Raw genomic sequence first — 26,705 nt, forward strand, 5'->3', positions numbered from 1 at the left:
ACGCAGCTTTAGGTCGCAGCGCCGCGCAATCGGGATTGGTAATCATTCTGCTGCCAATCAGCGCGGAACAACCATTGATCAGAAGGCTGGCGCGCAGCGATGGCACCGTCGACCTCGACCTCATCAAAACCGGCCCGCCGCGCCATGGCATATTGATCAGCCAGCACCGCGCCATGCGCGCGCAGACGCCCGGTGTATCCGCGCAACCGCAGCGCCCGCGCGATGGTAAAGCCGCGGCCATCTGCGGAGGACGGAAAATCAACGCGGATCATCTTGAGACCCGTCAAATTGATTGTGCCGGGGTCCGCGTCAGACGGCAGGTCAAGTGCCACGCAATCGTTTGCAGCACCCTGATTGCAGAACCCTTGGGTCCAGTCGTCCGCGACGAAACCGGTATCGTTAATAAGTTGTGTCATGTGTTCGCTCCTGTTCGCACCATTTTACCATTCACAAAATGGATGCCACATTCATCTTTTGGTGTGTCTCTCCAACGGCCTGCGCGGGGGTCTTCACCTGATCTGACCGGTGAAGTGCACGGCGCACACCCAATGGAGGGAAAGCCGCGCGCGACCAGAGGATGACGCGGCAGCCGGTTTTCGTCGATGTAGTCAGACACGTCCCCAGCATGCCAGAATGCCAGCGGATTAACCTTGATCCGCGCTGGCGCGTCCGCGCTGACGGCTTCAACCTCGAAGAACGGCAAAGCGGCGCGCGCGCCAGACTGAAACCGCTTGCGCCCGGTGATCCAGCCGTCAAAACCCTTTAAGGCTTTAGCCAAAGGCGCGGTTTTGCGCAGGCCACAGCAGGCATCGGGGTCGGTTTGATGTAAGGTGCCATCCGGGTCATGCTTTGCGATATCAGCAGCCCGCAGGATAGAGACATTGTGCAGCCCCAGCCGTTCGGTAAGTTCCTGTTGATAGACCAGCGTTTCGGCAAAAAGCATTTCTGTGTCGATGAAAAGCACCGGCAGATCGCGTTTCACCATTGAGGCGAGGTGCAACAGCGCCACCGATTCCGCGCCAAAGCTGGATACCAAGGCAAGGTTTGGCACCTCGCGCACGGCGGCGCGCAACACATCTGTGGCGCTGTGATGGCGCAGGTCCGTGTTGAGGCGGGCAACCCTTTCCACCAGCGCGGCACCCGTTACAGGCCCCGGCGCATCGGTATTTTTAAAAGGGTGAAGATCAGGGTGATCAAGCGGCATTTGCCCGGTCTTTCTGATCCTCAGGGTAGAGGGCTGCCTTAAACGGGGCCAGACCGAGGCGTCTGTAGGTTTGCAGGAAGGTCTCGGATGGCTCGCTGCGCAGCTCAAGATAGGCCAGCACCAGTGTTTCAATGGCCGGAACAATCGCTTCGGCTGAGAATCCGGGGCCCGCACGTTCGCCCAATGCTGCGTCTTCGGTGCCGTCCCCGCCCAGTGTGATCTGATAGTTTTCCACACCTGCGCGGTCGAGACCGAGAATGCCGATGTGGCCCACATGGTGATGCCCGCAGGCATTGATGCAGCCTGAGATCTTGATCTTGAGCGGGCCCACGTCATGTTCCAGTTTCAGTTCATCAAAGCGCGTGGCGATGTGCTGGGCGACGGGGATCGAACGGGCCGTGGCCAGCGCGCAATAATCCATGCCGGGGCAGGCGATGATATCGCTGATCAGCCCGATATTGGCGGTGCCAAGTCCCGCCGCGCGCAACGCCGAGAACACCGATGGCAGATCGCCACGGTGCACATGCGGCATGATCACATTCTGCTCGTGGCTGATGCGCAGTTCATCGTGGCCATAGCGTTTGGCAAGCTCCGCCATCAGCCGCATCTGGCTTGAGCTGGCGTCACCCGGCGTTTTGCCATGTGCCTTGAGGCTGATCGACACAATCGCATATCCCGGCGCACGGTGTTCGCTGATGTTGGTGTCGGCCCAGCTGCGAAACAGAGGATCATGCTGATAGGCGTTGCGAAAGGGGTCTTCGCTCGCGGTTTTATACGTTGGCTGGGCAAAATCCGCCTCAATCCGGGCAAGCATCTGCTGATCCACGCCGGTAAACTGCGGACGGATCAGTGCAAAGCGTTCTTCGACCCGCGCGCGGATATCGTCGATGCCGTTCTCATGCACGGTGATCTTGATGCGGGCCTTGTATTTGTTGTCGCGCCGACCCAACAGGTTGTAGACGCTGACGATGGCCTCAAGATAGGGTAGCAAGTCGGCCTGTGGCAGGAATTCATTCAGGACTTTGCCAATCATCGGGGTGCGGCCAAGGCCACCGCCGACGATCACTTCATACCCAATCTCACCATCACGTTCCAGAATACGCAGGCCGATGTCATGTGCCTTGATCACCGCGCGGTCATTGGCCGAACCGGTGACCGCCACCTTGAATTTGCGCGGCAGGAATTGAAATTCCGGGTGGTCCGTGGACCATTGGCGGATGAGTTCGGCCACCGGACGCGGATCGGCAACCTCATCTGCTGCAGCCCCGGCAAAGTGGTCCGCCGTGACATTGCGGATCGTGTTGCCCGAGGTCTGGATCGCGTGCAGGTTCACCTCTGCCAGCGCATCGAGCATATCCGGCACATCGCGCAATTCGGGCCAGTTGTACTGGATGTTCTGACGGGTGGTGAAGTGGCCATAGCCCTTGTCCCATTTGTCCGCGATATCCGCGAGCTTGTGCATCTGCGCGCCATTCAGCGTGCCATAAGGGATCGCCACGCGCAGCATATAGGCGTGCAATTGCAGATAGAGACCATTCATCAGGCGCAGAGGTTTGAATTCATCCTCGGTCAACGACCCGTCAATGCGGCGTTCAACCTGTGCGCGAAACTGTGCGTTGCGGGTGGCGAGAAACTCGGCATCAAAATCGGTGTAGTGGTACATTACAGGGTCTCCTGTTTGCCGTGCGCGTAGTTCGACGGGCCTTTGGCGCGAAAATCTTCGCGAAAATGGGTGGGGTGGGGCGTGTCATCCTGCAGTGTCACATCGGCGAGATACACACCCACAACGAGGTCTTGCTGCGCACTGGCATCAATCAGGCGCAGGTCGGCGTCGGCCTCATCGGTCAGAACCTCGGCTTCTGCCAGATGGCGGGTCCAGCCTGTTGCGGTCTGATAGATCACATCGCCTTCCAAAAGGGCGTTGGCGGTGACGACTTTGGGGGTAAAAGGCTTGGCCATGTCAAAGGGCCTCCTGATAGGAACAGGGCTGTTGATTTTGCGTCGGTATCACGTCGGTATTGCGGCGGTGTGACGCGAGGGCGGCCCGTGGGGCCAGACCGTAGAAGGTGAGCGCCGGGCCGGACATCTGCGCCGCTGCCAGATCGGTGGGCAACTGCGCCAGCGAGGTTTCCAAAATGCGTTGGTCGGGGCGAGAGGCGTTTTCGATCACCGTGACGGGCGTAGCGCGGTCTGCGCCGTGCATCAGCAAGCGACCCTGCACAAAGCGCGCGGATTTTTTGCCCATGTAGATCGCGGCAACTTCGTTCGGGCGGGCAAGTGCGGCCCAGTCGTGATCGGCAAAGCCGTTCATGTCATGGCCCGTCAGGAACCGGACAGACGCGTTGCGGCCCCGGCGCGTCAGGCTTTGGCCAATCGTGGCGACGGCGGCAGATGCCGATGTGATGCCCGGCACGATGTGCCATCCGATGCCATGGGCGTCGACCGCGTCGATCTCTTCGTCGAGACGGCCAAAGACCGTGGCATCGCCGGATTTGAGGCGCACGACCTGCGCGCCTTTCAGGGCATGCTCAACCAGTAAATCGTTGATTGTGCCTTGCGCGGTGGACGGGCCAAAGCCCTCTTTGCCCACGTCAATCATCACCGCTTCACGGCGCGCAAGTTCGAGGATTTCGGGGCTGATCAAACGGTCGTAAATCACCACATCCGCCTCATCAAGCGCACGGCGGGCTTTGAGCGTCAAAAGCTCAGGATCGCCCGGACCGCCGCCAACAAAGGCCACATGACCGGGACGGGCGGTTTTGCCCAGGTGGTCATCCAGCAGCGTGTCGAGCGCCGGTCTGACCCCGGCCTCGCCATCGGCAATCGTCCTGGGGCCGGTGTTGAAATAGTAGTCGCGCCAGAAATCGCGGCGGGCGCGGCCAAAGGGCAGGGCGTCTGCGGCATTGCGAAAGGTCTTGCCGATGCGCGCAAGGGTGCCAAGCGTGGCGGGCAGGCGCGCTTCCAAATCGGCCTTGATCGCACGGGCGAGCACGGGGGCCGCACCTTCGGTGCCAATTGCGATGGTCACGGGATCACGGTCGACTATTGCGGGGGTGATAAAGGCGCTGTCAGCAAGATTATCGACGATATTGACCAACGCGCCTTCGGACCGGGCAATGGCGGCGGTGCGCGCGTCTTCGGGCGCATCCTCGTCCGCTGCATAAAAGAGGGCGGCACCTGTGACATCACCGCTTTGCAGCGCGCGGGGGTGCAGGGCCAGTTTGCCAGCGTCGGCCCAGGCGGTGATTTCGGGGGCGGGGTTTGCAGCAAAGACGCTGATCTTTGCCTCGCTTTTCATCAGCAGCCGCAGTTTGGCCAATGCTGCATCACCCCCCCCGGACAGCACGATGCGCTGGCCCTTTGTGGACAGAAAGATGGGAAAATGATCCATATCGGCACCTGCTTTAGCGTTACTCTTGATCTCATATATAGGAAATTATCCCGATAATGCGCCAGATGTCTGGACAGATAAGAACGCTTGTTCTATCTGATGCGCGGTTCGGAACAGCAGGACCATAATTGAAGGAAGCACAGGATGAGCGTTCGGATCGACGACACAGACCGGAAGATTTTGGCCCAGCTGCAACGCGACGCCAGCCAGTCCTTGGACGATATTGCCAAAAATGTGGGCTCTTCCAAGACGCCGGTGTGGAACCGGATTCGCAAAATGCGGGATGCTGGGGTGATTGGACAGCAGACAGTGATGCTGGATGCCGAGGCGCTGGGGTTTGAGGCGTGCTTTTTTGTTCTGATCCGCACATCGGAACATGAGGCGGAATGGCAGGCGCGGTTTCTGAAAGCTTTGCAAGACCGCCCCGAGGTGCAGGAAGCGCACCGATTGGCGGGCGACATCGACTATATCCTCAAGGTCCGGGTCAAGAACGCGCGGGCCTATGATGCGTTCTATCAGGCGCTGATTTCAGAAGTGCGCGTGCACAATGTAACCGCACTGTTGTCGATGGAAGAGATCAAGTCGACTGTGATGTTGCCGTTGTAACGGGGACCGGTCCGGGGTGCCGGTAGAACAAAGCTGTCTCACCCCGAAATTCCACATCAATTCGGCATTGATGCAAATCAAGGGAAGGCTTGGCGAAATCCTCTAGTGTTTGGTGAATGAACCAAGAGGGGACGAATATGTTTGAGAAAATAGTTGTCGGTTTTGACGGGTCCGAGATGTCCGAACATGCGCTTCGGCTGGCATGCCAATTGGCTGAAAAATTCGGATCAGAAATACATCTGGTGCACACGCCGCAGCCACACACGGTTGCCTTTGCGATGGGGGCGGTTGCCGGGTATCACGCGGCGACGACAATGCCATCTGCCGAAGAAGTTCAACAAGCCGCCGACAAGATTCTCGACGCTGGCAAAGCCATTGCGAAAGAACACAACCAGACGATCAAGCAGACCTACAGCGAAAGCGGCGATCCCGCTGACCATATTGTCGCCTGCGCAGAAGGTTGCGGTGCCGATCTGATTGTGACGGGCCGTCGCGGACTTGGGGCAGTTGGGTCCTTGCTTCAGGGCAGCACATCTTTGCGGGTCAATCATTTGGCGAAATGCCCAAGTTTGACGGTCGTCTAAGGGTTTCGGTTATGGCCGGATCACCAATTGGTCCAACTTGTGAAAATGATAGGCGTTGGCATAGTGCGGAACCTCTGCCAGCGTCATGTTTGGCAGATGCGCAAAAAGCGCGGGCAGGGCGATCTGCAATTCCAGCCGTGCAAGCGGCGCGCCGACGCAAAAATGCAGACCGCCGCCAAAAGCCGCATGGGGTTTGGCGGGGCGTGTCGGATCAAATGTATCGGGGTTCTCGAACACCGCCGGGTCGCGACCGGCAGCACCCAGCATCAGGGCAATTTCATCCCCTTTTTTCAAGGTGATATCCCCCAGTGCAATATCCTCATAGGCAAATCGCGTGAACATATGCAATGGCGGATCAAAGCGCAGCAGTTCCTCGACAGTTGCTGCGATATGATCAGGGTTCAGCAGCGCGACGGGTGTGCGATGGTCCAGCAGACATTTCACCGCATTGCCAAGGCTGTGCACGGTTGCCTCGTGGCCCGCATTCAACAGCAAGATACAGGTGCCGATCAATTCATCCGTGCTTAGTTTCTCACCGTCTTGCTCGGCCGCAATCAGATGGGTGATCAGATCATCGCGCGGGTCATTTCGGCGCTGGTCAATATAGCCGCGCAGGAACGTAGTGAAGTCGCGCGATGCCTGATTTGCGGCATCCTCGATCGCGCGGCTGCGGCCCGCCTGATACATCGCGACCATGGTGTTGGACCAATGCAAAAGATCGCGCCACATGTCTTCTGGCACGCCCAGCAGGCGCGCGATGATCCGCACAGGCAGTTGTGCACAAAAGGCGGGGATCAGATCAAATGGTTCAGACGGCAAAGTGGCCAGCAATTCGGCTGTGACCTGTTCAATGTCCGGTTTGAGCCCGGCAATCCGGCGCGAGGTAAAGGCGCGCAGCACCAGACCACGCAGGCGGGTGTGGCGGGGGGGCTCCAGCTCCAGCATCGAATGTGCCTCGACCTTTCCCCAGTCGGACAGATGCGCTGGGTAAGGTTTGCGCATGTCCTCCGGCACCTCGCGGCCCAGCCGCCGATCCCGCAAGAGCGCCTGCACGGTGGCCGCATCAAAGGCCGCCAGCATCCCGTAGTCTTGCCAGAACAGCACCGGTCCATCCCGGCGGGCGCGGGCGTAAGCGGCATAGGGGTCTTGGACAAAATCAGGGTCCAGCGGGGAAAGGTTGAGCATTTTCATGGGGCCACATGAACCCGCTGGGACTGGTCTTTGCAAGGGGGCTCGTGCAAACTTGGCGCATGAATAATTCGATGCGCCAAAGAGCCGCCCTTGTGCTGGCTTTCCTTGCGGTTGTGCTGGTCCTTGCTGGCGCAGTTTGGCGCTATGGCTACGTGAAGGGACTTGATCAGCTTGACGCGCGCGGTCAGGCCGATCTGGCATTGGCGGGGGACCGGTTGGTCGGGCAATTGCAGCGCTACCGGGATCTGGCGGTGTTGATGGCCGATCACCCCCAGATCAAGGCACAGCTGGCAGGCACGGATGCGCGTGCAACCGCGCGGCTGCTGCAAGAGGTGGCCGACAAAACCGCAGCACTGGATGTTGCGGTGCTGGACAAATCAGGCCGGGTCAGGGTTGCGGCGCAAAATGAATTTCCCCGCGACATGAGCGATCAAGCCCATGTTCAGCGCGCCTTGCGGGGCGCGTTGGGGTGGGGGCATGGGCCGGGATTGCCCCTGACCAAACGGGCGTTTTATCATGCGGCACCGGTCTTTGATGCGGCGGGCCAGGTGCAGGGCGCGGTGGTGGTCATAACCGATCTCAACGGCATTGACTACAATTGGCGCGGCACCAACCCGGCGGCGTTCTTTACCGATGATCAGGGCATCGTCTATATCTCAAACAGGTCCGAGTTGTTGTTCTGGCAAAGGCCCGAAGGCATGGCAGGCCTGGTCCCGCCTGTTGGTGCGCCCCCCGAATTTTCGGAGACGTACCCCGGCGGCCATGAGGTCTGGCATCTGGGCTGGGGGCGCTATTTGCCCGGTGATGCACTGCACCTGACGCGGGAGTTGCCGGTCATTGGCATGCGCGGCGAGGTGTTGCTGGATGTCAGTCAGGTCCGTGCCTTTGCGCTGTCACAGGCGCTTGCGTTTGCGGCGCTGTGCCTTGCCTTTGGGTCGCTGTTGTTCCTGGCCGCAGAGCGCAGGCGCGCCTTGGCCGGGGCCAACGTGCAGCTTGAGGGCCGGGTGGCAGAGCGCACACTGGCCTTGCGCGAAACCAATGCAAAGCTGCTGCGTGAGGCCGCTGAGCGCGAAGAGGCGCAAAAGGCATTGCGCCGCGCGCAGGACGATCTGGTGCAGGCGGGCAAGCTCAGTGCTTTGGGCCAGATGTCTGCGGGCATCAGCCATGAATTGAACCAGCCGCTGATGGCGATCCGGTCGTTTGCCGAAAACGCCGTGCAGTTCATGGAGCGTGGCGCGCCCGAGCGGGCCACCGAAAACCTGACCCGGATTTCGGATATGGCCCGGCGCATGGGGCGGATCATTCAGAACCTGCGCGCCTTTGCCCGTCAGGAAAACGGGCCGCAGGAAAATGTTGATCTGGGTGCGGTTCTGCAATCGGCATTGGACCTGACCGAAGGACATATCGAAGACGCAGGGGTGCGCCTGGACTATGTGCCCCCTGACAGACCGCTGATGGTGCGTGGCGGCGAGGTGCGGTTGGGTCAGGTGTTTGTCAATCTGATCACCAATGCGGTTGATGCGATGGCCGCAAGTGAGGTCAAGACCCTGACTGTCACCGTTAGCGACGCGGATCCTTTGACCGTCAATTTTCGGGACACCGGACCGGGCATTGAAATGCCGGACAAGGTTTTTGACCCGTTCTACACAACGAAATCAGTGGGCAGCACCGGGGGCATGGGACTGGGCCTGTCCATCAGCTATGGGATCGTTCAAAGCTTTGGCGGGCAGATCAGCGGCAGCAATATGTCTGAGGGTGGCGCGTTGTTCTCGGTGACGCTTGAGCGGTCGTTAGAAGGGGCAAAAGCGGCATGATACGCACCGTTCTGTTGGTCGATGACGATGCGGCAGTGCGCGAGGCACTGGCGCAGACATTGGAATTGGCGGACATAAAGCCGCTTACGGCAGGGTCATTTGTGGCCGCCAAGGATCGGATCACCGACAAGTTTGAGGGCGTGATCCTGTCAGACATGCGGATGCCGGGGCGCGATGGGTTTCATCTGTTGGACTATGCGCGCAAACAAGACCCCGATTTGCCCGTCATCTTGTTGACGGGCGAGGGCGACATTCCCATGGCGGTCGAGGCAATGGGCCAGGGCGCGTTTGGGTTTTTGGAAAAACCCTGTGCGCCTGCTGAATTGCTAAGCGTTCTGGAACGGGCGTTGAAAACCCGGGCGCTGGTGCTCGACAATCGCCGGCTGCGGCGCTTGGTTGAAACCGGTGATCCGGCGGCCCGGATGCTTTTTGGCACCTCTGATCTGGCCAATGCCCTGCGCAAACAAGTGCGATTGGTGGCACAGACCGATGGGGATGTGCTGGTGACGGGCGCGGCCGGTGCGGGGGTGTCAAAGGTCGCCGAAGTGATCCATCTGAGTTCGATCCGGTCCAAAGCACCTTTTGTCAAACGCGCCGCAGCCGGTTTAAGCCCGGACGCTCTGACCGACATTTTAAATGAGGCAGAAGGCGGCAGCCTTTTCATCAATGAAATTGGACAGTTGCCCGCGCAACTTCAACTTACCCTGAGCGAAGCGGTGGAAGGCCGCACGCCGGTGCGCCTGATCGCGGGCAGCACGCAGGATCTGGCGGCAGAGGTCAGCGCGGGACGTTTTAATGCCGATCTCTATTACCTGCTGGAGGTGCTGACCGTGCGTATTCCATCGCTTGCAGAGCGGCCCGAAGACATTCCGGTGATGTTTCGCCGCTATGTCGACATCGCCGCCGAACAATCTGGCCAAAGCGCCCCGGAGGTTACCCCGCAGATTGTGGGTGGGCTGATGGCGCGCGACTGGCCCGGAAATGCACGCGCATTGATGTCGGCAGCGATGCGGTTTGTGATGGGCCTGCCTGATGACGGCGAACAGGACGCTGCCCTTGGTCTGGCGGAACAGATGGCGCATGTGGAACAATCCCTGCTTGAGGCTGCCTTGCGCCGCGCACACGGTCAGGCCAGTGCGGCCGCAGAGGCGCTCAAGCTGCCGCGCAAGACATTCTATGACAAGCTCACGCGCTATGGGATCAAGACCGAAGACTTTCGCGACTGAACCTGTGCGGAATCCCGCACAAAGGACGGCTCGTTCGTGCGGATTTTCGCACAGACGGTGAATTTATGCGCCGGACGTATGTTAAGAAGTCCGCGTATCCATCTGAATTGCCATATGAATCGATCGCGCCCACATTGCGTCCAACACAACCTTGTGACCAGCGGTTTATCACGATCTTATGCTGTCAGCGCATTCATTCGGATGCCGAACCGACTGATTCTATACTCTGGGAGGAGACACCATGAAATTTTTGACCGCTGCCACTGTGGCCCTGACCCTTTCCGTCAGCGCCGGTGCTGTTGCCGCCGCGTGTGATGATGGCGAGATTGTCATCAAGCTGAGCCACGTTACAAACTCTGACAAACACCCCAAGGGTCTTGCTGCATCGCTGCTTGAGAGCCGTGTGAACGAGGAAATGAACGGTAAAGCCTGCATGGAAGTGTTCCCGAACTCGACACTTTATGACGATGATAAAGTGCTGGAAGCGATGTTGCAGGGCGACGTTCAGATGGCGGCACCGTCGCTGTCGAAATTCGAACAGTTCACCAAAGTGTTCCGCATTTTCGATCTGCCTTTCGTGTTCAAGAACATTGCAGCCGTGGACGAGTTCCAGAATTCTGAAGCTGGCGCAAACATGAAGATGTCGATGGAGCGTCGCGGCCTTATAGGTCTGGCGTTCTGGCACAATGGCATGAAGCAGATGTCGGCCAACAGGCCACTGGTTCTGCCAACAGATGCCGCAGGCCTGAAATTCCGCGTGCAGCCATCTGAAGTAATCAAAGCACAGATGGAAGCAATTGGCGTGTCACCACAGCCGATGGCATTCTCTGAAGTGTACGGCGCACTGCAGACAGGTGTTGTGGACGGACAGGAAAACACATGGTCGAACATCTATGGCCAGAAGTTCTTTGAAGTGCAGGACGGCTCGACCGAAACCAACCACGGTGTGCTTGACTACATGCTGGTTGTGTCAACCGACTGGTGGGACAGCCTGCCAGAAGATGTGCGCACACAATTGGCGACCATCGTCGAAGAGGTAACCATCGAGCGTAACGCGGCCGTTGGCCAGGTGGACATGGATGCCCGTCAGGCCATTCTGGACGCCGGTGGCAAGATTGTTGAGCTTAACGATGCACAGCGTCAGGCTTGGGTTGATGCGATGAAGCCGGTCTGGGACCAGTTTGTCGGTGATATCGGTCAGGAAAACATCGACGCCGCACAGGCGATCAACGCCGGGTTCTAAGCCAAATTCGTTTTGCGATATTGTCCGGCCCCCATATACGTGGGGCCGGACGATTTGACATATCTGTCATTCAAAGGGGGCGAGGGGCCATGTCTTCTCATTATGAGCCACGGGGGCCTATGGGCCGTTTCGTGCACGAATTCGAGGAAACCGCAATTGCGCTGATCCTTGGCATCATGACGATCATCACATTCATCAACGTGGTGCTGCGCTATGGGTTTAATACCGGCATCATCTGGGGTCTTGAGGCAGTGACGTTCCTGTTCGCCTGGCTGGTGCTGTTCGGCGTGAGTTATGCGGTCAAAGTCACAGCGCATCTGGGCGTTGACGCGGTGATCAACCTTTTTGACAAGGGTCCGCGCAAGGTGCTGGCGGTGCTGGTGGGTGTCATCTGTATCATCTACTCGATCTTCCTGCTGAAGGGCGCGTGGGATTACTGGGCACCCTTTGCGGGGCTCGATGCCACATCAGGCCGCTGGTTCCCCACCGGGTTTGAAAACAGCCGCGATCAGGCATGGTACGAAGTGGCAGAAACGCCGATCCCGGATTGGCTGCGCTTTATTGAGCCTTTGATGAACCAAGGTGAAACCTACGAAAAACTGCCGCGTTTCATTCCCTATGCAATCCTGCCCATTGGCATGGCATTGTTGCTGTTTCGGTTCGTTCAGGCGACACTGCGGATCCTATCGGGCGAAAAAGAAAGCATGATCGTGAGCCACGAGGCCGAAGATGATGTCGACGCCGTCAAACACATGAACGCGGAAAGATAAGATCATGGAAGTATTTATTCTTTTCACGATGGTTGTCGGCCTGATGCTGATCGGTGTGCCCATTGCGGTGTCGCTTGGCATGTCGTCGATTCTGTTTTTGCTGGTTCTGAGTGACACCTCGCTGGCATCCATTGCCCAGACCTTGTTTCAGGCAATGGCAGGCCACTATACGCTGCTGGCGATCCCGTTCTTTATTCTCGCGTCGTCGTTCATGTCGACCGGGGGTGTGGCGAAACGGATCATCCGGTTTTCCATCGCACTTGTGGGCCATTTGCCCGGGGGTCTGGCGATTGCCGGTGTTTTTGCCTGTATGCTTTTTGCCGCCCTCTCTGGGTCATCGCCCGCGACAGTGGTTGCCATTGGTTCCATCGTGATCGCAGGGATGCGACAGGTGGGCTATACCAAGGATTTCGCGGCAGGTGTCATCGCCAACGCCGGCACCTTGGGCATTCTGATCCCGCCGTCTATCGTGATGGTGGTCTATGCCTCCGCAACGGATGTGTCGGTGGGCCGGATGTTCCTCGCGGGGGTTATTCCGGGGCTGATGGCCGGCACCATGTTGATGGTGACCATTTACATCATGGCCAAGGTCAGGAACCTGCCCAAGGGTGAATGGCGCGGTTGGGGTGAGGCATTTGAGGCAGGCAAGGACGCCGGTTGGGGTCTGATGCTGATCGTGATCATCCTTGGCGGCATCTATGGCGGTATCTTTACCCCCACAGAAGCGGCAGCAGTGGCGGCGATTTACGCCTTTCTCATCGCGTGTTTTGTCTATCGCGATATGGGGCCGCTGCACGTCAAAGGTGACGGCACCAATATATCCCTGATCAACAAGCCAATGGCGCTGGTGTCGGTTTTCTGGCACCGCGATGTGCGCAATACATTGTTTGAGGCGGGCAAGCTGACGGTCACGCTGATGTTCATCATCGCCAACGCGCTGATCCTCAAGCACGTGCTCACCGACGAACAGATCCCACAGCAGATTTCAGCCGCCATGCTGGATGCCGGGTTCGGCCCGATCATGTTCCTGATCATCGTCAATGTGATCTTGCTGATCGGCGGTCAGTTCATGGAGCCATCTGGCCTCTTGGTGATCGTGGCACCGCTGGTGTTCCCGATTGCGATTGAACTTGGCATTGATCCGATCCATCTGGGCATCATCATGGTGGTCAACATGGAGATCGGGATGATCACGCCGCCTGTGGGTCTGAACCTCTTTGTAACCTCAGGCGTGGCCAATATGCCGATGATGTCGGTGGTGCGCGCAGCGCTGCCGTTCACCGCCGTGCTCTTTGTGTTCCTGATCATGGTGACCTACATCCCGATCATCTCCACATGGCTGCCGACGTTGATGATGGGGCCGGAACTGATCACCAAATAGCGCGGTTGCGCAGGACAATTTCAAAGGGCGGCATGTCAGATCGACGTGCCGCCCTTTTGCCTGTGTGGTGCATCGGTATTTAAGAAAGGGTGAATTGTTAAGACGCAGCAAGGGCCGCGATGATGGGGGCAAAGTCGCTGGCCTTGAGGGAGGCACCGCCAACCAGCGCGCCGTCGACATTTTCCGCCTGGAATATGGTTTCCGCATTGTCGGGTTTGACCGACCCGCCGTAGAGCAGGGGGATGGCATTGCCAATGTCATCGCCAAACCGGGTGATCAGCCGCGTTCGGATGAAATCATGCACTTCGATGATCTGCTCAAGGCTTGGGACCAGCCCTGTGCCGATGGCCCAGATCGGTTCATACGCAATGACGGTGTTGGTGGCGGTCATCGCATCGGGCAGGGACCCTGACAGCTGGCCACCGATGATATCCAGCGTGTTGTTGGCCGCGCGGTCCTCTCCGCTTTCACCGATGCACAGGATCGCGGTGAGGCCCGCGGCCCATGCGCATTTGACCTTTTGACGCACATCGCCGTTGGTCTCTTCATGGGCGTCGCGCCGTTCGGAATGGCCGACAATCACAAATGTGGCACCTGTATCCGCAACCATCGCGGCAGAAATATCGCCCGTGAATGCGCCAGAGGCCTGCATGTGGCAATCCTGTGCGCCGATATGGATGCCTGACGCCTTGGCCACTTCTGCCGCCCGGTAAAGCAGCGGCGCGGGCGGGCAGATCACCACGTCGGGACCATCTTGGACCAGATGAGGGGCCAGCGCCCCAAGCTCTGCCAGTGCGGCAGCAGTGCCATTCATTTTCCAGTTTCCGGCGGCTATTTTGCGTCGCATGAGGTGCCTTTTTCTAAAGTGTTGAATGCCTGAATAGCACCCGTGGCAGATCACGGCAACGAATAGGGTTTTGCATCCCGTCGATGCGCGTTAGGGAATGCGCGAAACGAGGAGTTCTGCAATGATCCCGAGAATCGATTTGGTTCGCTTGAGCGGCGGTGATGCGCAGGCGCTGCGCGACATGCACGTGGCTGCAACCGAAATTGGCTTCGCGACGGTCCATAACACCGCTCTGGATGGCGCGCGCGTGCGCGAGGTGATTGAGACTTACCGCGAGTTTTTCAAATTGCCTGAGGCGGATAAGGCCCCCTATGACATGTCCAAGACCGGCTCGAACCGGGGATGGGGCGCGGCAGGGTCCGAACAGGTCGACCCGGATGCGAACCCTGATTACAAACAGTTCTTTGACAGCGGTTTAAGCCTGCCCAAGGATGATCCGCGGCTGAGCAATCCGTTTTATGCCGCGAACAGGTGGCCAGCCAAACCGAAAGGTTTTGAACAGATTATTGGGCGCTATTACACCGATGCCTGTGCTGTTGCGATGGCGGTGCTGCGCGGTGTTGCGCAATCAATTGATGCGCCGCGTGATGTGTTTGACGGGGCATTTGATGCGCCGATGGCCTTGCTCAGGGGCAATTATTATCCGTCGCGCCCGGTGTGGGCCGGGGCCAAGGACTTTGGCATTGCCACCCATACCGATTATGGCTGCCTGACGCTGCTTGCGACGGATGGATCACCGGGGCTGGAGGTGCGCAGGCGCGGGGGCGGCTGGATCCAGCTGAGTGCCGAACCCGGTGAGTTCATCATCAACTTTGGCGAGATGATGGAGTTTTGGAGCGACGGCGTGGTGCGCGCCACGCCGCACCGCGTGGTCGGCGGCAAGGCAGAGCGTATTTCGGTGCCGTTGTTCTTTAACCCAAGCCATGAAACCAACGTGGCCCCGTTGGGGTCGGATGAGGTGGTGCTGGCAGGCGATCATCTGTCGCGTCGCTATAATGAGACCTACGTGCACCTGCAAAAGCGGTAGACGTCAGCGCAGCAGCGCAAGCGCCTCGCGGGCAAGCGCTGTGGCAAGGTCGGGATCATCAACAGCGGCATCGGGCAATGTCCAGTATGGCATAGAGGACTCCGCACCGTTCTTGCGGGTATACGTCCATTTTTGCGCGCCCATTCCGCTGAGTTTGGCGTCAAAGGCGCTGTCTTGGGATTTGATCAATATCTGCGCATCGGACCGCATGAGTGCAAAGATCACGCCGTCCGCATAAATCCCCATGCCGCCGAACATGCGGCGGGTCGTGATATCTGGCAAGGCGCTGAACAGTTCTTTGGCAAAGGCGATATCCGCCTCAGCCAGGCTCACTTGGTGGCGAGCGCGTCGTCGAACTTGATCGACTCTCCGCAGCCGCAGGCCTCGGTCACATTGGGGTTGCGGAATTTGAAGCCGGATTCGAGCAACGTCGTTTCATAGTCAATCTCGGTGCCGAAGAGAAACATCTGTGCCATCGGCGCGATCATCACCCGCGCGCCATCCTGTTCGACAACTTCATCGTTGGGGTCCGTCGCTTCGACGTATTCCATGGTGTATTCCATGCCTGCACAGCCGCCCTTTTTGACGCCGATGCGCAGCCCTGCATGGCCTGCCGATTGCATGAGCTTTGCAATCTGGCTGGCGGCCTTTGGGGTCATGGTGACCGCTTGTTTGCCGGGGATGCCGAACATGGTGTGTACTCCTATGCGCCTAAGATAGGCGCGGCGCGGTGCATTCTCAAGCGGTTCACAGCGATTTCATAACCGTCTGGGTGATGAAGGCAACAACCAGCGCCCAGCCAAACGAGGCAAGCGTGCCGATGATGACATATTCACTGATCGCGCGGTCCTTTGAGACGGTGTCGAACCGCAGGATGGATTTGGCAGCGATGAGGAATCCGATGCCTGTCGGTTCCCCGATGATCACCATCAGATAGATCAGTGTGCGTTCCAGAATGCCGATGATTTTTCCTGCATTTTCAAGGCCCTCCGAGTTGTCCTTAACGGAGAAACTTGCCATCAGGTAACCGATTGCCGGAAACCCGGCGCGGGTGGCGACGATAAGCCCGGTTGTGAAAACCGCAATCATCAAGAAGGTATCGGTATGATCTGCCCAATATCCCATCGCCACGGCATCGGGGATGTACCATGCGGCGACCGCAATGGTCACCAGATGCGCCATCTGATCGCTGAGATAGGCCCAGAGGGTGTCGGGAAGTTTATAGGTTTTGACCGCATCGATCACAAAATGGATCACCGCAATGATAAGCGCCAGTTGCAGACTGCCGCCCAGCGCAATCGCCGTGCAAAAAAACACGATGGCAGCATGTAGCGCCAAGACCGCTGGTCTACGTTTATGTTTGATGATCCAATTGGTTTGAAACACAAAATCAGCGAATACATGGCCGGTGAGCAGCGCAATTGCCGTTTGCATGAAAAGGTCGGGCATGTGGGGGTCCGATGCGGTTTGCGGGTCAATGTTTGGTGGTGGAAAGGGGCATGAGGTGAAAACGGGGTGGGCATGATCACCTGAAATACAGGTTAATTAGCCTGTTAATGCAAAATACAGGTATATTAACCTGTTATTGATCCTCCTCCATCACGTCACAGACTTCCAGCAGGCGCAGGATGCCACTGCTGTCTATTTGTTGCTGTACGGTTTGCTGGGTCAACCCCAGTGTCGCAGCAACCTCCATTTGGGTGGGGCCGGCAGGCGGCAGCATCAGATAGGCAACTTCGGATTGTCGGCGGGTCCAGCCTTTGATGATGTGATCCGCTAGGGGCAACGCGGTGCGCAGGGGCAGGGGCGCGTCAGGGGCGGACAGCAGCACGCCGCGTTTCATCCCATCAAGTGCATGACCGGAGCGGACAAAAGCCGTGCCCTCAGCCCCGGACAGGTCATCCCCGGTGATATAACCGGTGCCCAGACCAATGCCTAAGCGGGTTTCAAACCCTTTGCCCGCCCGCTGAACCGCTGCGCGCACCGCAATTGCGGCCCGAAAACACAAGCCCGGCGTCACAGCCATTTGCCAGCCATCACCCCGAAACCGGGTCAGTGGCGCGGCCATGCCCTGCCAAGCCCCAATATCCGCGGCGGCGGCATCCAGGTTTTTGAAAATAAGCGATAATTCATCTGACGTCATGTCTGACGATTTCACAATGTCACCTGTAAAAACGGCCCATTTCGTCATCTGTCGTCCCTCGTTTTACACAATGTCGCAGGAAGTAACGCGCCGCGCAACCGTGACGCTTGGCGTAAAGACATGGGTAAGGAAATGCAGAGGAACGACACAAGTGAGGCGGTGTTTACATGAACCCAAGTTCAAGCCGCGCCTCATCCGACATCATGTCCATACCCCAGGGCGGTTCCCAGACAAGGGCCACATCAACCTGTTTGACCCCGGCCAGCGGCTCAACAGCATCGGCCACCCAACCGGGCATTTCGCCCGCAACAGGACAGCCGGGCGCGGTCAGCGACATCTTGATATCAACTTCATTTTGGTCATTTATATCAATGGTGTAGATCAATCCAAGTTCGTAAATATTGACCGGGATTTCAGGGTCATAGACGGTGCGACAGGCCTCAACAACAGCTTCGTAAAGCGGATGATCGGTCGATGACGGCGCAATCAGCGGTGTGCCTTCAAGCGGGTGTGTCTGGTCGGTCATCTTGGCCTCTTTTATGTTCCTGAGTGTTTATATAGGGTTTGAGGTGGCCGCCGTCCAGTGGGCGGCTCTGACCTAGTTGGTAAAGGTCACTGACACCGCAGGATCACCCGGCAAACCGGAATAGGTGACACGCGCCCCACCTTTCATTTTGGCCGATGGCGTCAGCGGACCGAACGATCCGACACTGATCAGATCACCTTTCTTTAACGTGATGCCCTTGGACATCAGCCAAAGCACCGAATTTGCCGGGTTGCCCAGAACCGCGTTACCGGGGGCAGAGACGACCACCTCGCCGGACCCATCGCGCAAGGTCACGATCATCTCTTCCAGCGCCAGTGCCATCGCAGCAGGATCATCAACGGCAATGCCTGCGCCCAGCACACCCAGTTTTGGGGCCACGCCAATGGCGGTGAGGGTCACCGCATTAATCGGCTCGCCTTTGGCCAACGTCATATCGGGCAATTCGATGAACGGATGCACAGCGCTGATGTTTGACAGCACATCACCCGGTGTTGTGGCCTCGTTGATCGCGTCGTCGCCAACCACAAACACCAGATCGGATTCCACCATCGGGATCGCCCCAAATTTCGCGGGCACCAATGCACCACTTGGCAGCATCATCTTTTCAAACAGCAGGCCCTGCACAGGTTCGCTCACCCCAAACCTTTCCTGAGCTGGCTTGCTGGTCAGCCCGGCCTTATAGCCGATCACCGGACCCATCGTGGGTTCCAGCGCGGTTGCCAGTTTGGCCTGGGTGCAAAGCGCGTCTTCCATGGTGCCATTTGCAGTCAACGCAAGGGCCGGTTCATTGGCCGTGACAGAGGCGACAAACGCAGCGATTTCAGCATCCGTGGCGCAATCGGCAAAGGCGAGGCCGGGTGTGATCAGGGCGGCAAGTAGAACAAATGGGCGCATCGCAAAATTTCCTGAAATAAAGAACAATATACCCATGAGCATAATCCGACAGGCCCGCATAGCAAGCATCAACCGCGTTCAGGCACTCGTTTTGCGCCGTCGCGAGGGCTGTGGTTTCACCCGCGCCTCAACCTCGTCATAAAGCTTGCCGACAATGTCTTTGCCGCTGGCCTTTTCGATGCCTTCAAACCCCGGCGACGAGTTTACCTCAAGCACCTTGGGCCCCGCATCAGAACGCAGCAGATCCACGCCTACCATCCCCAATCCAAAGGCGCGCGCGGCACGTACCGCCGTATCACGTTCGATCTTGGAAATGCGCACGACCTTGGCCGACCCGCCCCGGTGCAGGTTGGACCGGAAATCACCCTCTGCCCCGGTGCGTTTCATCGATGCGACAACCTTGCCTGCGATCACCAGACATCTGACGTCTTCGCCTGCCGCTTCTTTCACGAAATCCTGCACCAGAAAGTTGGCCTTGAGTCCGCGAAAGGCGTCGATCACCGATTCAGCGGCCTTTTTCGTTTCCGCCAGCACCACGCCTTTGCCTTGGGTGGATTCCAGCAGTTTGACGATCAAGGGGGCGGTGCCCACCAGCGCCATCAGATTTGAGGTGTCCTTGGGCGAGGCCGCAAAAGCGGTTGTGGGCATGCCGATGCGTTTGGAGGCAAGCACCTGATGGGCATGCAGTTTATCACGGCTGGCAGTGATGCCCGCGCTGCCGTTCACGCAATAGGTGCCGATGGTTTCAAACTGCCGGATCACCGCGCAGCCATAGGGCGTGATCGACGCCCCGATGCGTGGGATAACCGCATCATAGCGGGGCAGGCGTTTGCCATCATAATGCACTTCCGGTGCCAGCTGGTTGATCGCCATGTAACAACGTGCGGTATCGATCACCTCAACCGTATGCCCGCGCGCCTCGCCGACCTCGACCAGACGGCGGGTGGAATAGGTGTTGGGCTCCCGGCTCATCACGGCGATGCGCAGCGCCCGTTTCGGCGCGGTCTTGCGCATCGCGGCCGTATGGTAAACGTCATAGTTGAGATCAGGCTGCAACCGGCGCTCGGTGGCGGAAATGTTGATGTGTTCACTGAGGGCCTGACGCCCCAGCAACATGCGGCTCGACAGCCCCGCGCGGTTGGTCAGGGTGACGTCAATGGGCCAGCTTTGGCCCGCGACGCACAGCGTTGTCGAGATCACAAAACGCTGCTCGGATTCGCCGTTCGACGATGTCACTTCGCGGCGATCAATCAGCGGCGCAGAACAGGTGATGGAAATGTCATCGCGCCCCGCAATCGGGTGCACATTGAAACGTACCTTGGGTTTAGCCGGGGGGCCGAACACTTCGATATCATGCGCATGCAGCGCTGATGTGCGGGCCCCGGTATCAACCTTTGCCTTGATCGCCGGCAATCCCAGATCAGGCAGGGCAATCCATTCCTCCCAACCGAAGGTCAGCTTATCCATGTAATTTCTCCGATTGGTGAAGCGTCGACGTATCAAGCCGCCAGATCAGGCTCAAGCCACAATATGGAGAGAGGGCGCAGATTTGGGTCGGACTGCGGGTGCTGGCGCAGGCTTAGTTTTCGTTGATGTCCCGTTTCACGATACGCGCACCGCTGGATTGCCGGCGAAACACCAGCCGCAAACCCATCCAGGCAATCAGCGACAGGATCGCAAACATCGCGATCAGTGCCGGCACATTTGTGGCAGACATCACAAAGACAAAGACCGCCATGGCCAGCGCACCAATCGCAAAACCCAGAAAGATAAAGCCGGGGGCCAAAAGTTCGATCACGCCAAGTGCCAGTGCCGCACAGATCCAGACCCACCAGAGTGTCAGATAGTTTTCCATCAGCCACGCCCTTTCAAAAGCTTGAATGCATCGCCAAAGGCCTCAAGTGCCTGTGCGGGCACGACGATCGTCTGATTGCCAGATCCATTGCCCATCACATTCAGCGCCTCAACCTGTTTCAGCGCGATCTGATACTGCGCCGCTTCGAGACCGTTTTCGTTGATGGCAAGCGCCACAACCTGGGTTGCGTAAGCCTCTGCGTCGGCGAGAATCCGGCGTGCCTTGGCCGTTTGTTCTGACGCGTAAAGTTCGGCGTCAGCCCCCAGTTCCACGGCGCGTTTCTTGCCTTCGGCCTCAGTCACCTGTGCGCGACGCGCGCGTTCGGCGTTCAACTGCTGCATCATCGCGTTGCGGGTCGCCTGATCAAGGTTCACATCCAGAATTTCCGCGCGGGTCACCTGAATGCCCCAATCGTCCACGGCGTCCTCGACATGCGCTTTGATTGTGGTGATCAGCTGGCTGCGGTTGGCTTGGACCTCGTCAAGGTCCATCTTGCCGATCTCGGCGCGCACAATCCCTGCCACCGTGGTTGAAATCGCTGAATCCACATCGCGAATGCGGTACACGGTCTTTTCCGGCTCTGTGATGCGGTAAAACACCGATGTATCGACCTGTACCAACACGTTATCGCGGGTGATCGCGTCCTGGGATGCGGTGGGCAACTGGCGCTCCAGAATCGAGATTTTATGCGCGACCCGGTCGATAAAGGGCGTAATCATGTTGATGCCCGGCCCAAGCACTGCGCGCAGACGACCAAAACGTTCGATCACATGCTGTTCTGACTGCGGGACGATTTTGACCGCCTTGAAAATCAGAATGACAACCAAAACGGCCAGCAACAGCCACGCCAGATTGTTTTGCAGCGCATCCAAGAGCATTTGTTCGATGTCCAAGGTTTCCGTCCCTAAGTTTGTGTTAATTCAGCTTTATGTGGTGGGTTTTTGCGCTGATTGCAAGTTTTCCCGCTCTGGTTTATCGCCCTTGGACACGTGCAAAGGACGATCCCATGAAACGTATCTCATTTGACAAGCTTGCGCAGGACGGCAAGGCGCGCGTTGGCGTGATCCACACCACGCGCGGTGACATTCGCACGCCGGCGTTTATGCCCGTGGGCACGGCGGCCACCGTCAAGGCGATGCTGCCGGAAAGCGTTGCGGCGACGGGCGCGGATGTGCTGTTGGGCAATACCTATCATCTGATGTTGCGGCCAACCGCGGAACGCATTGCACGGCTGGGCGGGCTGCATAAGTTCATGAACTGGGACAAGCCGATCTTGACGGATTCGGGCGGCTTTCAGGTGATGAGCCTTGCCGATCTGCGCAAACTTACCGAACGCGGCGTGACGTTCAAAAGCCACATCGACGGTTCAAAGCACGAGATTACACCGGAACGGTCGATGGAGATTCAGGCGCTTCTGGGGTCGGACATTGTGATGTGTTTTGACGAATGTCCGGCCTTGCCGGCGGATCGGGCGCGCATTGCCGAAAGCATGCAATTGTCGATGCGGTGGGCGGCGCGGTCCAAGCAGGCATTTGGCGACCGGCCGGGGCATGCGTTATTTGGCATTCAGCAAGGTGGATTGGAACAAGACCTGCGCGCGCAAAGTGCCCAGGCCCTGCGCGAGATCGGATTTGATGGCTACGCCGTGGGCGGGCTGGCCGTGGGCGAGGGGCAGGCCGCCATGTTCGAGTGCCTTGATTATGCGCCCGACATGCTGCCCGAGGACAAGCCACGCTATCTGATGGGGGTGGGCAAGCCCGATGACATTGTGGGGGCCGTGGCGCGCGGCATCGACATGATGGACTGTGTATTGCCATCGCGGTCAGGCCGCACAGGTCAGGTGTTTACCCGCCACGGGGTATTGAACATCAAAAACGCGCGCCATGCTGATGATCCGCGCCCTTTGGACGAAAACTGTGGCTGTCCCGCGTGCAGCAGTTATTCCCGCGCCTATCTGCACCACGTGTTCCGAAGCCAGGAAATGATCAGCTCCATGTTGCTGACCTGGCATAATTTGCATTATTATCAGGATATTATGGCCGGTATGCGCAAGGCCATCGCCAGCGGGACGTTTTCGAATTGGCAATCGGATTTCCACGCAAGTCGCGCGCAGGGTGACATTGACCCTCTTTGAAAATCAGGCGAATTTCAGCACTTTGCGGCGATAGCGACCGGTCATGGACCAGTCCCGGCGGTCAAAATGCTGTGCGCGCAGGTGATCTGTTCTGTCCCCCAGCTCATCGTCGAACCAATTCATCAACGCGGTCCGCAACAACATGGAATTGCGGTGCGATATGAGTGTGACAAGACACCCGTCTTCATCTGCAAGAGGCGAGATTTGAATTTCATAGGTGCCTTCGACAAGGCTTCGATTCTTGGGGTCAACCTCACCAAAATGATGGTATTTCGCATGGGTCGGTTCCTGCTTTTCCAGAAATGTCATTGTCTGCAATTCAAACAGTGATCCCCCGTGCGTATATTTGGCCTGCAGGCTGTCGGGATCGTCTTCTTCGGGTTCAAGATCGCGGAGCAAGATATCCCAATGCTCTTCAAGGCTCCCGGCGTCGGGAACAAGTTCAGCCCAGAGCGCCTCTGCCGTTCTTGGTGATTTGAACCGTCTGATTTCGCGGTGGTCGACGAAAAGGCGGAAACGGTCCGAGAATTCGCCATAGATCAGCGAAAAAAGCATCATGTACAAAGCAAAAGGAAGGATCGCGCCAAGATAGGGGATATCGAACACGCCCGGCACTGCGATCCTGATCGTGGCATAGGCAAAGATGTTGATCGTAAACAGTTCAATCAACAGCCGCCAATTTGGCAAGACAAGGATAAGCAGCGCCGCCGTACACATGATCACAAGCGCAACAATCAAAGAAACAACGATAAATGCTGCGACAAAAATCCATTCTTCGAAAGGATAGCTCGCCATGCCGCCATTCAGATGAACGGCCATCATCATCATGCCGAGCGTGCCAAAGAAACCGCCAAACAACAGCCTGCGTCTTTGTCTGTAAATCAGTCGGAACATGTCGATCCCTTTTTCCTGTCGCGGGTATTCAGGCCCATCGTTCCGGCGGTTTTGTGGCGCAAATACGTTGAACCAGTGGAAAAATTCCGCGCGTGGCACAGTCGACTTAGCGCAGGATTTTCTGGCACATGGTCGCGTCAGGCGCGAACCATTTCGTTCAAACACGATCAAAACGGTGGTTGCCCTTGCGCGCGGCACGCGCGATGATGCGCGCAGGTTCCGCACGATAAGGGATTGAAACAGGCGGGCAGGGTGCACAGATACCTAACCCAGAACAGGAAACGACAAAGTGGTTGCCTCATGAGGGACCGAAGTTGTTTTGCCAAGATAAGGAAATGAGCATGCAAGAGCCTTTAAACGCGTCATATCCAGTATTGCCATTGCGCGATATTGTTGTGTTCCCCCACATGATCGTCCCGCTGTTTGTGGGCCGCGAAAAATCGGTGCGCGCGTTGGAAGAAGTGATGGCTGACGACAAGCAGATATTGCTGTCGAGCCAGATTGACCCCGGCGAGGACGAACCTGAATCCTCCGGTATTTTTAAAGCCGGGGTGTTGGCCAATGTGCTGCAACTGCTGAAACTGCCCGATGGTACCGTCAAGGTGCTGGTCGAAGGTCAGGCGCGGGTGCGGATTACCGAGTACCTTGAGAATGATAACTTCTTTGAGGCACGGGCCGAATATCTGACAGAAATGCCCGGCGATGCGGCAACCACCCAGGCGCTGCTGCGCTCTGTGGCAAATGAATTCGAACGCTATGCCAAGGTCAAGAAAAACGTTCCCGATGAGGCACTTACAGCCGTCGGTGAAACCACTGAAGCTGCGCGTTTGGCCGATCTGGTTGCGGGACATCTGGGCATTGAAGTCGAGCAGAAGCAGGATTTGCTTGAAACGCTGTCGGTGTCTGAACGGCTCGAAAAAGTCTATGGACTGATGCAGGGCGAAATGTCTGTTCTGCAGGTCGAGAAAAAGATCAAGACCCGCGTCAAATCGCAGATGGAGCGCACGCAGCGCGAATATTATCTGAACGAACAGATGAAAGCGATCCAGCAAGAGCTGGGCGATGGCGAGGATGGCAAGAACGAAGTTGCCGAGCTGGAAGAGAAAATTGCTGCAACCAAGCTGAGCAAGGAAGCCCGTGAAAAGGCTGATGCAGAGGTCAAAAAGCTCAAGAACATGAGCCCGATGTCCGCCGAGGCGACCGTCGTGCGCAACTATCTTGACTGGATGTTGTCGATCCCGTGGGGTGTGAAGTCACGGGTCAAAAAGGACCTGAGCAAGGCACAAAAGGTGCTGGATGACGACCACTATGGCCTGGAAAAGGTCAAGGAACGGATTGTCGAATATCTGGCCGTGCAGCAACGCAGCACCAAAATGAAAGGCCCGATCATGTGTTTGGTCGGCCCTCCGGGTGTGGGTAAAACGTCGCTTGGTAAATCTGTTGCCAAGGCAACGGGGCGCGAATTTATCCGCATCTCGCTTGGCGGCGTGCGCGACGAAAGCGAAATTCGCGGTCACCGTCGGACCTATATCGGTTCGATGCCCGGTAAGATCATTCAGGCGTTGAAAAAGGCGAAAACCACCAATCCGCTGATCCTTCTCGATGAGATTGACAAGATGGGTCAGGATTTCCGTGGTGATCCCGCATCGGCGATGCTTGAGGTGCTGGACCCGGAACAGAACTCCACCTTTGTGGATCACTATCTGGAGGTCGAATATGACCTCAGTAACGTGATGTTCCTGACCACATCGAACAGCTATAACATGCCGGGGCCTTTGCTGGACCGGATGGAGATTATTCCGCTGTCAGGCTACACCGAGGACGAAAAGCGCGAGATCGCCAAGCAGCATCTGGTGGAAAAACAGATCAAGAACCACGGCTTGAAGGGCAAGGAATTTGCCATTGAAGACAGTGCCTTGACCGGGATGATTCGGTATTACACCCGCGAAGCGGGCGTGCGGAACCTTGAACGTGAGATCGCCAAGGTTGCGCGCAAGTCGCTGACCAAGATCATCAAGAAAGAAGCCGACAGCATCACGGTGACCGGCGACAATCTGGATGAATTCCTTGGCGTGAAGAAGTACCGCTATGGCTTGGCTGAAAAAGACGACCAGATCGGTGTTGTGACCGGGCTTGCCTATACGTCTGTCGGCGGCGAATTGCTTCAGATCGAAGCATTGCGCCTGCCGGGCAAGGGCCGGATGAAGACCACCGGCAAGCTGGGCGATGTGATGAAGGAAAGCATTGATGCGGCATCAAGCTATGTGCGGTCGATCAGCCCCAAAATCGGGGTCAAACCGCCAAAGTTTGATACGATTGATATTCACGTGCACGTGCCAGATGGGGCAACCCCGAAAGACGGGCCATCGGCCGGTCTTGCGATGGTAACCTCCATCGTCTCTGTGTTGACGCAGATCCCGGTCCGCAAGGACATCGCGATGACGGGTGAGGTGTCTTTGCGCGGCAATGCGATGCCCATCGGCGGGCTGAAGGAAAAGCTGTTGGCGGCCTTGCGCGGCGGTATCACGACGGTCTTGATCCCGGAAGAAAACGAAAAGGATCTGCCCGAAATCCCCGATAACGTGAAAGAGGGGCTGACCATCATTCCGGTGAGCCACGTATCCGAAGTGTTGCAGCATGCTTTGATCCGTGAACCCGAAGCGATTGAATGGGATCAGGACGCCGAAGATGCCGCTGCAGCGGCGGCATTGGCGGGCAAGTCAGGCAACAGCGACACTGCAACGGCCCACTAGTCAGGCCGTCAACCAAATCAAAAGCGCCCCAAATTGGGGCGTTTTTTTTTGGGCTTTTTTCAGGCCTGCATGTCGAAGCCTTGAGCAGGATGCCTGTCGCTCAAAAACTGCACTAAGCAACGCAGACTATGGCCCAGACTAGTATTTGAGGTGTTTTGGCCCTACGCTGTTTCCAAGCGAGAAACAATCATAAGTGTGAGG

At 57.7% G+C, this 26,705-nt stretch carries 27 protein-coding genes; 10 read left to right on the forward strand and 17 right to left on the reverse strand.

Annotated elements, in window-relative coordinates:
- Positions 1-8: 8 nt before the first annotated feature.
- From C1J02_RS09885 to cysG, 5 genes are read right to left on the reverse strand one after another with little or no spacing between them, the layout of a single operon-like run.
- The gene (locus tag C1J02_RS09885; protein ID WP_114878427.1) at positions 9-416 is read right to left on the reverse strand and encodes a DUF934 domain-containing protein; all 408 of its coding nucleotides are present in this window, start codon (positions 414-416) and stop codon (positions 9-11) included.
- On the reverse strand, positions 413-1,204 hold the full coding sequence (locus C1J02_RS09890; RefSeq protein ID WP_114878428.1) for a phosphoadenylyl-sulfate reductase: 792 nt from the start codon (positions 1,202-1,204) through the stop codon (positions 413-415). The genes C1J02_RS09885 and C1J02_RS09890 overlap by 4 nt, the downstream gene beginning before the upstream one ends.
- A complete protein-coding gene (locus C1J02_RS09895; RefSeq protein ID WP_114878429.1) occupies positions 1,194-2,867 on the reverse strand; it encodes a nitrite/sulfite reductase in 1,674 nt (557 codons plus the stop codon). The genes C1J02_RS09890 and C1J02_RS09895 overlap by 11 nt, the downstream gene beginning before the upstream one ends.
- The gene (locus tag C1J02_RS09900) at positions 2,867-3,163 is read right to left on the reverse strand and encodes a DUF2849 domain-containing protein (protein WP_114878430.1); all 297 of its coding nucleotides are present in this window, start codon (positions 3,161-3,163) and stop codon (positions 2,867-2,869) included. Before C1J02_RS09900 ends, C1J02_RS09895 begins: the two co-directional genes overlap by 1 nt.
- Position 3,164: 1 nt before the next feature.
- Positions 3,165-4,595 (reverse strand): siroheme synthase CysG, encoded by a 1,431-nt coding sequence (cysG, locus tag C1J02_RS09905; protein WP_114878431.1) that lies wholly within the window; start codon positions 4,593-4,595, stop codon positions 3,165-3,167.
- A gap of 144 nt (positions 4,596-4,739) precedes the next feature.
- Here cysG and C1J02_RS09910 point away from each other — a divergent pair, with 144 nt between their 5' ends.
- A complete protein-coding gene (locus C1J02_RS09910; protein WP_114878432.1) occupies positions 4,740-5,201 on the forward strand; it encodes an Lrp/AsnC family transcriptional regulator in 462 nt (153 codons plus the stop codon).
- Positions 5,202-5,338: 137 nt separating this feature from the next.
- Entirely contained in the window at positions 5,339-5,785 is a 447-nt protein-coding gene (locus C1J02_RS09915; RefSeq protein ID WP_114878433.1) for a universal stress protein, read from the forward strand.
- Between the two features lie 9 nt (positions 5,786-5,794).
- Here C1J02_RS09915 and C1J02_RS09920 read toward each other — a convergent pair whose 3' ends face one another.
- Positions 5,795-6,976, reverse strand: coding sequence for a cytochrome P450 (locus C1J02_RS09920; RefSeq protein ID WP_114878434.1), 1,182 nt, complete (start codon positions 6,974-6,976; stop codon positions 5,795-5,797).
- A 71-nt stretch (positions 6,977-7,047) separates the two neighbouring features.
- Here C1J02_RS09920 and C1J02_RS09925 point away from each other — a divergent pair, with 71 nt between their 5' ends.
- The 5 genes from C1J02_RS09925 to C1J02_RS09945 all read left to right on the forward strand — a co-directional run bounded on the left by C1J02_RS09925 (position 7,048) and on the right by C1J02_RS09945 (position 13,410).
- Positions 7,048-8,790: an ATP-binding protein gene (locus C1J02_RS09925; protein WP_114880496.1), complete on the forward strand. Its 1,743-nt coding sequence runs from the start codon at positions 7,048-7,050 to the stop codon at positions 8,788-8,790.
- Entirely contained in the window at positions 8,787-10,016 is a 1,230-nt protein-coding gene (locus C1J02_RS09930) for a sigma-54 dependent transcriptional regulator (protein WP_114878435.1), read from the forward strand. Before C1J02_RS09925 ends, C1J02_RS09930 begins: the two co-directional genes overlap by 4 nt.
- Before the next feature lie 241 nt (positions 10,017-10,257).
- Complete coding sequence (locus C1J02_RS09935; RefSeq protein WP_114878436.1) at positions 10,258-11,259, forward strand: DctP family TRAP transporter solute-binding subunit; 1,002 nt, start codon at positions 10,258-10,260, stop codon at positions 11,257-11,259.
- Between the two features lie 89 nt (positions 11,260-11,348).
- On the forward strand, positions 11,349-12,029 hold the full coding sequence (locus C1J02_RS09940; protein WP_114878437.1) for a TRAP transporter small permease: 681 nt from the start codon (positions 11,349-11,351) through the stop codon (positions 12,027-12,029).
- A gap of 4 nt (positions 12,030-12,033) precedes the next feature.
- Positions 12,034-13,410, forward strand: a complete 1,377-nt coding sequence (locus C1J02_RS09945; protein ID WP_114878438.1) for a TRAP transporter large permease — start codon at positions 12,034-12,036, stop codon at positions 13,408-13,410.
- Positions 13,411-13,507: 97 nt separating this feature from the next.
- Here the strand turns inward: C1J02_RS09945 and tpiA are convergent, their stop codons facing one another.
- Positions 13,508-14,257: a triose-phosphate isomerase gene (gene tpiA / locus C1J02_RS09950; protein WP_114878439.1), complete on the reverse strand. Its 750-nt coding sequence runs from the start codon at positions 14,255-14,257 to the stop codon at positions 13,508-13,510.
- A 121-nt stretch (positions 14,258-14,378) separates the two neighbouring features.
- On the opposite strand from tpiA, the gene C1J02_RS09955 reads away from it, so the two are divergent.
- A complete protein-coding gene (locus tag C1J02_RS09955) occupies positions 14,379-15,284 on the forward strand; it encodes an isopenicillin N synthase family oxygenase (protein ID WP_114878440.1) in 906 nt (301 codons plus the stop codon).
- Between the two features lie 3 nt (positions 15,285-15,287).
- On the opposite strand, the gene C1J02_RS09960 is transcribed toward C1J02_RS09955, so the two are convergent.
- From C1J02_RS09960 to C1J02_RS10000, 9 genes are all read right to left on the reverse strand, one after another.
- Positions 15,288-15,617: a TfoX/Sxy family protein gene (locus C1J02_RS09960; protein WP_114878441.1), complete on the reverse strand. Its 330-nt coding sequence runs from the start codon at positions 15,615-15,617 to the stop codon at positions 15,288-15,290.
- Complete coding sequence (locus tag C1J02_RS09965) at positions 15,614-15,976, reverse strand: iron-sulfur cluster assembly accessory protein (RefSeq protein WP_114878442.1); 363 nt, start codon at positions 15,974-15,976, stop codon at positions 15,614-15,616. Before C1J02_RS09965 ends, C1J02_RS09960 begins: the two co-directional genes overlap by 4 nt.
- Positions 15,977-16,031: 55 nt before the next feature.
- Entirely contained in the window at positions 16,032-16,733 is a 702-nt protein-coding gene (locus C1J02_RS09970) for a DUF3307 domain-containing protein (RefSeq protein ID WP_114878443.1), read from the reverse strand.
- Positions 16,734-16,866: 133 nt separating this feature from the next.
- A complete protein-coding gene (locus C1J02_RS09975) occupies positions 16,867-17,475 on the reverse strand; it encodes a hypothetical protein (protein ID WP_114878444.1) in 609 nt (202 codons plus the stop codon).
- A gap of 115 nt (positions 17,476-17,590) precedes the next feature.
- Positions 17,591-17,953, reverse strand: coding sequence for an SUF system Fe-S cluster assembly protein (locus C1J02_RS09980; protein ID WP_114878445.1), 363 nt, complete (start codon positions 17,951-17,953; stop codon positions 17,591-17,593).
- Between the two features lie 72 nt (positions 17,954-18,025).
- Complete coding sequence (locus tag C1J02_RS09985; RefSeq protein WP_254693258.1) at positions 18,026-18,904, reverse strand: 2-keto-4-pentenoate hydratase; 879 nt, start codon at positions 18,902-18,904, stop codon at positions 18,026-18,028.
- Positions 18,905-18,946: 42 nt separating this feature from the next.
- Positions 18,947-20,335, reverse strand: coding sequence for a 30S ribosomal protein S6--L-glutamate ligase (gene rimK / locus C1J02_RS09990; RefSeq protein WP_114878446.1), 1,389 nt, complete (start codon positions 20,333-20,335; stop codon positions 18,947-18,949).
- Between the two features lie 112 nt (positions 20,336-20,447).
- A complete protein-coding gene (locus tag C1J02_RS09995; RefSeq protein WP_114878447.1) occupies positions 20,448-20,723 on the reverse strand; it encodes an NfeD family protein in 276 nt (91 codons plus the stop codon).
- Positions 20,723-21,601: an SPFH domain-containing protein gene (locus C1J02_RS10000; protein WP_114880498.1), complete on the reverse strand. Its 879-nt coding sequence runs from the start codon at positions 21,599-21,601 to the stop codon at positions 20,723-20,725. Before C1J02_RS10000 ends, C1J02_RS09995 begins: the two co-directional genes overlap by 1 nt.
- A 128-nt stretch (positions 21,602-21,729) precedes the next feature.
- Here C1J02_RS10000 and tgt point away from each other — a divergent pair, with 128 nt between their 5' ends.
- Complete coding sequence (tgt, locus tag C1J02_RS10005; protein ID WP_114880499.1) at positions 21,730-22,857, forward strand: tRNA guanosine(34) transglycosylase Tgt; 1,128 nt, start codon at positions 21,730-21,732, stop codon at positions 22,855-22,857.
- A 3-nt stretch (positions 22,858-22,860) separates the two neighbouring features.
- Here tgt and C1J02_RS10010 read toward each other — a convergent pair whose 3' ends face one another.
- Entirely contained in the window at positions 22,861-23,751 is an 891-nt protein-coding gene (locus C1J02_RS10010; RefSeq protein WP_162798297.1) for a hypothetical protein, read from the reverse strand.
- A 341-nt stretch (positions 23,752-24,092) separates the two neighbouring features.
- Here C1J02_RS10010 and lon point away from each other — a divergent pair, with 341 nt between their 5' ends.
- A complete protein-coding gene (gene lon / locus C1J02_RS10015; RefSeq protein WP_114880500.1) occupies positions 24,093-26,504 on the forward strand; it encodes an endopeptidase La in 2,412 nt (803 codons plus the stop codon).
- Positions 26,505-26,705 lie beyond the last annotated feature (201 nt).

The organism is Sulfitobacter sp. SK011, assembly GCF_003352065.1.
In the GTDB taxonomy this organism is placed as follows: domain Bacteria; phylum Pseudomonadota; class Alphaproteobacteria; order Rhodobacterales; family Rhodobacteraceae; genus Sulfitobacter.

Bases quoted from the DNA above. Each gene is read 5' to 3' on its own strand.
- C1J02_RS09885 (WP_114878427.1), bottom strand. From the start codon at position 416: ATGACACAACTTATTAACGATACCGGTTTCGTCGCGGACGACTGGACC.
- C1J02_RS09890 (WP_114878428.1), bottom strand. From the start codon at position 1,204: ATGCCGCTTGATCACCCTGATCTTCACCCTTTTAAAAATACCGATGCG.
- C1J02_RS09895 (WP_114878429.1), bottom strand. From the start codon at position 2,867: ATGTACCACTACACCGATTTTGATGCCGAGTTTCTCGCCACCCGCAAC.
- C1J02_RS09900 (WP_114878430.1), bottom strand. From the start codon at position 3,163: ATGGCCAAGCCTTTTACCCCCAAAGTCGTCACCGCCAACGCCCTTTTG.
- cysG (WP_114878431.1), bottom strand. From the start codon at position 4,595: ATGGATCATTTTCCCATCTTTCTGTCCACAAAGGGCCAGCGCATCGTG.
- C1J02_RS09910 (WP_114878432.1), top strand. From the start codon at position 4,740: ATGAGCGTTCGGATCGACGACACAGACCGGAAGATTTTGGCCCAGCTG.
- C1J02_RS09915 (WP_114878433.1), top strand. From the start codon at position 5,339: ATGTTTGAGAAAATAGTTGTCGGTTTTGACGGGTCCGAGATGTCCGAA.
- C1J02_RS09920 (WP_114878434.1), bottom strand. From the start codon at position 6,976: ATGAAAATGCTCAACCTTTCCCCGCTGGACCCTGATTTTGTCCAAGAC.
- C1J02_RS09925 (WP_114880496.1), top strand. From the start codon at position 7,048: ATGCGCCAAAGAGCCGCCCTTGTGCTGGCTTTCCTTGCGGTTGTGCTG.
- C1J02_RS09930 (WP_114878435.1), top strand. From the start codon at position 8,787: ATGATACGCACCGTTCTGTTGGTCGATGACGATGCGGCAGTGCGCGAG.
- C1J02_RS09935 (WP_114878436.1), top strand. From the start codon at position 10,258: ATGAAATTTTTGACCGCTGCCACTGTGGCCCTGACCCTTTCCGTCAGC.
- C1J02_RS09940 (WP_114878437.1), top strand. From the start codon at position 11,349: ATGTCTTCTCATTATGAGCCACGGGGGCCTATGGGCCGTTTCGTGCAC.
- C1J02_RS09945 (WP_114878438.1), top strand. From the start codon at position 12,034: ATGGAAGTATTTATTCTTTTCACGATGGTTGTCGGCCTGATGCTGATC.
- tpiA (WP_114878439.1), bottom strand. From the start codon at position 14,257: ATGCGACGCAAAATAGCCGCCGGAAACTGGAAAATGAATGGCACTGCT.
- C1J02_RS09955 (WP_114878440.1), top strand. From the start codon at position 14,379: ATGATCCCGAGAATCGATTTGGTTCGCTTGAGCGGCGGTGATGCGCAG.
- C1J02_RS09965 (WP_114878442.1), bottom strand. From the start codon at position 15,976: ATGTTCGGCATCCCCGGCAAACAAGCGGTCACCATGACCCCAAAGGCC.
- C1J02_RS09970 (WP_114878443.1), bottom strand. From the start codon at position 16,733: ATGCCCGACCTTTTCATGCAAACGGCAATTGCGCTGCTCACCGGCCAT.
- C1J02_RS09975 (WP_114878444.1), bottom strand. From the start codon at position 17,475: ATGACGAAATGGGCCGTTTTTACAGGTGACATTGTGAAATCGTCAGAC.
- C1J02_RS09980 (WP_114878445.1), bottom strand. From the start codon at position 17,953: ATGACCGACCAGACACACCCGCTTGAAGGCACACCGCTGATTGCGCCG.
- C1J02_RS09985 (WP_254693258.1), bottom strand. From the start codon at position 18,904: ATGGGTATATTGTTCTTTATTTCAGGAAATTTTGCGATGCGCCCATTT.
- rimK (WP_114878446.1), bottom strand. From the start codon at position 20,335: ATGGATAAGCTGACCTTCGGTTGGGAGGAATGGATTGCCCTGCCTGAT.
- C1J02_RS09995 (WP_114878447.1), bottom strand. From the start codon at position 20,723: ATGGAAAACTATCTGACACTCTGGTGGGTCTGGATCTGTGCGGCACTG.
- C1J02_RS10000 (WP_114880498.1), bottom strand. From the start codon at position 21,601: ATGCTCTTGGATGCGCTGCAAAACAATCTGGCGTGGCTGTTGCTGGCC.
- tgt (WP_114880499.1), top strand. From the start codon at position 21,730: ATGAAACGTATCTCATTTGACAAGCTTGCGCAGGACGGCAAGGCGCGC.
- C1J02_RS10010 (WP_162798297.1), bottom strand. From the start codon at position 23,751: ATGTTCCGACTGATTTACAGACAAAGACGCAGGCTGTTGTTTGGCGGT.
- lon (WP_114880500.1), top strand. From the start codon at position 24,093: ATGCAAGAGCCTTTAAACGCGTCATATCCAGTATTGCCATTGCGCGAT.